The following is a 2521-nucleotide window of genomic DNA, read 5'->3' as shown; positions in this document are numbered from 1 at the left end:
GTGCTGGCAGCGGTGATCCAGTATCAAGACCAGATCCTGCTCGCGCGCAACGCGGCCTGGACGCACAAGATGTACGCACTCATCACCGGTTTCATGGAGGCCGGGGAGACACCGCAGCAGGGCATCGCGCGCGAGATCAAGGAAGAAACCAACCTCGACGCGACTGAACTCAACCTCATCGGCGTCTACGACTTCCAGCGCATGAACCAGGTGATCATTGCCTACCATGCGGTGGCCCAGGGTGAGGTGAAGCTCTCGCCTGAACTGGTTGACTACAAGTTGTACCCCTATGACGGGGTGAAGTGCTGGCCCGCCGGGACCGGCTACGCGCTCGCCGACTGGCTGCGCAGCCGCGGCGTGGCGCCGCAATTCATTGAAATGCCCAAGCGCGATTGAACAGGACAAGCCTCATGAATATCGACAAGGAAATCGACACCCGCGGGCTCAACTGCCCGCTGCCCATCCTCAAGGCGAAGAAGGCGCTGACGGACATGCAGGCCGGGCAGTTGCTGAAGGTGGTGGCGACCGACGCGGGCTCGCTGCGTGACTTCCAGGCCTTCGCCAAGCACACCGGCAACGAGCTGGTGGAGCAACAAACGGTGGGGCAGGAGTTTGTGCACGTCCTGCGGCGTCGTTAACGCACTGACAAGCCGGCGAGGTACTTGCGAAAGCCGGGGCCGACCTCGGGGTGTTTAAGAGCCAGCTCAACAGTGGCCTCCAGGAAGCCTTCCTTGCTGCCGCAGTCGTAGCGCTTGCCCAGGTACTGGTAGGCATGCACGCCTTCGGTTTCGATCAGCTTGGCAATGCCATCGGTCAGCTGGATTTCTCCACCCGCGCCGCGGGGGTTGTTGCGGATGTGCTCGAACACTCCGGGCGTAAGGATGTAGCGGCCGGCCACGCCCATGCGCGAAGGCGCATCGGCGGGCTTGGGCTTTTCGATCATGCGCTCGACCTTCATGAGCCTGTCGCCGGCAGGTTGGCCCGCGACGATGCCGTAGCGCTGCACGTGATCAACCGGAACCTCCTGCACCGCTAACAAAGATGTCGCTACGCCCTGGAAAACATCGACCATTTGCGTCAGTATTCCGGGGCCACCCTCAAGGCCGCACATCAGGTCGTCGGCCAGCAGGACGGCAAACGGTTCATCCCCCACCAAGGCCTGGGCGCAGAGCACCGCATGCCCGAGGCCGAGCGAACGGGGCTGTCGCACGTAGGAGCAGTCCATGTCGTCGGGGTGCAGCGCGCGGACGAGTGCGAGCAATTCCTTCTTCTGGTTGGCCTCAAGCTCGCTCTCGAGCTCGTACGCCGTGTCGAAATGGTCTTCGATGGCACGTTTGTTGCGGCCGGTAACGAAGATCATGTGACGGATGCCGGCTGCATACGCCTCCTCCACCGCGTACTGGATCAGGGGCTTGTCCACGATGGGGAGCATTTCCTTGGGCTGGGCTTTGGTGGCGGGCAAAAAGCGCGTACCCAGCCCTGCAACCGGGAAGACCGCTTTGTTAATTTTTGTGACTTTTTTCATCGACTGGTTCAGCGTTTACCGCTAAGGTTTGCGAAATTTTGGGGGCCGGTTCAGGCTCTACTATCTGGGCAAACGCAGAAACTGGTTGTAAGACAAGGACGCATCCGGGTGGACATATTACTTCTCGAACGGCTGGTGCCCGAAGCCCTTGCGTGGCTGGAGTCGCGCCATTCCGTCGAGTCGCGTCCCGAACTGGCCGCCGATCCCAGCGCCTTGCGCAAGGCCGTGTACAAGGCCCAGGCGGTGCTCCTGCCGCGCAAGGTGGTCGTCACCAAGGAATTCCTGGATTTCGCGCCCATGCTCAAGGCCGTTGCCCGGATGCATGTGGGCACCGACAACACCGATCTGGAAGCCTGCCGCGAGCGTAAGGTCCGGGTGATTCAGGCCACCACCGCCAACGTTCGCTCCAATGCAGAGTACCTGCTGGCCAGTCTGTTGCTGCTGTACCGGCGTGGGATCGGTTCTTCGCTCATCGGCGACCGCCATGCGGACATCCGGTTGGGGCGTGAGCTCAACGGCAGCGTTGTCGGTATCTTCGGCCTGGCGCCCACCGCCCACACACTGGCGCTGATGCTCCATGCGTTGGGCGCCAAATTGATTGGCTACGACCCCGCCATCCACCACACCGCCCCGATCTGGAGCCGCCTGCAGATCCAGCCGGTGAGCCTGCAGGAACTGATGTCGCATTCCGACGCGGTGTCGGTCCAGGTGATGTATGCCTCACGCTACCAGGGCTTCATCAACGACAAGATACTCGCGCACTGCAAGCAGGGCCAGATGTGGGTGGGGATCAGCCGGTCCCACCTGTTCGATGCCGAAGCGCTGGCCTCGGCCCTGATGGACGGACGAATCGACGCGTGCATCCTGGACGGCGCCGAAGCAGGGTTTGCTTCCAAGGGAACGCTCTTGCACGATCTTGGCAACCTGTTCCTCACACCGCGCCTGGGCTCCCACACGAGAGAGTCGCGCCTGCGCGCCAGCTGGTATGTGGCGCAC

At 62.2% G+C, this 2521-nt stretch carries 4 protein-coding genes; 3 read left to right on the top strand and 1 reads right to left on the bottom strand.

Annotated features, from left to right (window positions below; translation table 11 throughout):
* Both RMO40_RS18055 and RMO40_RS18050 read left to right on the top strand, forming a co-directional pair.
* Positions 1 to 396, top strand: a 396-nt coding sequence (locus tag RMO40_RS18055; RefSeq protein WP_309724380.1) for an NUDIX domain-containing protein, incomplete at its 5' end; no start/stop codon positions are given.
* A 14-nt stretch (positions 397 to 410) separates the two neighbouring features.
* Positions 411 to 638, top strand: coding sequence for a sulfurtransferase TusA family protein (locus RMO40_RS18050; protein WP_309724377.1), 228 nt, complete (start codon positions 411 to 413; stop codon positions 636 to 638).
* On the opposite strand, the gene galU is transcribed toward RMO40_RS18050, so the two are convergent.
* Entirely contained in the window at positions 635 to 1525 is an 891-nt protein-coding gene (gene galU / locus RMO40_RS18045) for a UTP--glucose-1-phosphate uridylyltransferase GalU (RefSeq protein WP_309724375.1), read from the bottom strand. The two genes, RMO40_RS18050 and galU, sit on opposite strands and share 4 nt — an antisense overlap.
* A gap of 108 nt (positions 1526 to 1633) precedes the next feature.
* On the opposite strand from galU, the gene RMO40_RS18040 reads away from it, so the two are divergent.
* Positions 1634 to 2521 (top strand): NAD(P)-dependent oxidoreductase (locus RMO40_RS18040; RefSeq protein ID WP_309724373.1); only part of this gene is annotated, 888 nt, incomplete at its 3' end.

It is taken from the genome of Rhizobacter sp., assembly GCF_031412075.1.
Lineage (GTDB): Bacteria > Pseudomonadota > Gammaproteobacteria > Burkholderiales > Burkholderiaceae_C > Rhizobacter.
This window is presented reverse-complemented; position numbering and strand designations above follow the sequence as displayed.

Excerpts from the sequence above, each read along its gene's own strand:
- galU (WP_309724375.1), bottom strand. The coding sequence starts at position 1,525 with ATGAAAAAAGTCACAAAAATTAACAAAGCGGTCTTCCCGGTTGCAGGG.
- RMO40_RS18050 (WP_309724377.1), top strand. The coding sequence starts at position 411 with ATGAATATCGACAAGGAAATCGACACCCGCGGGCTCAACTGCCCGCTG.